1 protein-coding gene is annotated in these 323 nt (G+C 51.4%); it reads left to right on the forward strand.

From position 1 onward, the window contains the following. Positions 1-323 (forward strand): type IV secretion system protein (locus Q1A70_RS20590; RefSeq protein ID WP_299697694.1); only part of this gene is annotated, 323 nt, incomplete at both ends.

Genomic DNA, 323 nt, shown 5'->3' on the forward strand with positions numbered 1-323 from the left:
GTCATAGGCGTCAAAAATGGCGAAGAGGTGATTGGGGTAGCGAGCGTCAATACGCTGCCCAATGCGCAACTCAACGCTTTAACCATTAAGGAAATCTCACAATTTGTGGAAGATCTGCGTGGGGTGCTGTCCGATACCAGTGCCAGTGAGCGCGCCATTCGACGCGCGTACTCAAAATTAGCTCCGAACTCGCCCGCTTACACCCAAGTGACCGACGCATTCCAACAGGAAAATCCGTTTGAACGTGCTTCGCGTGAACTCGTAAAGGTGGAAATCAACAGCGTGTTGCCCCTTTCAGAGAGTACATGGCAAGTGGAATGGTT

Source organism: uncultured Vibrio sp., from assembly GCF_947488985.1.
Classification (GTDB): domain Bacteria; phylum Pseudomonadota; class Gammaproteobacteria; order Enterobacterales; family Vibrionaceae; genus Vibrio.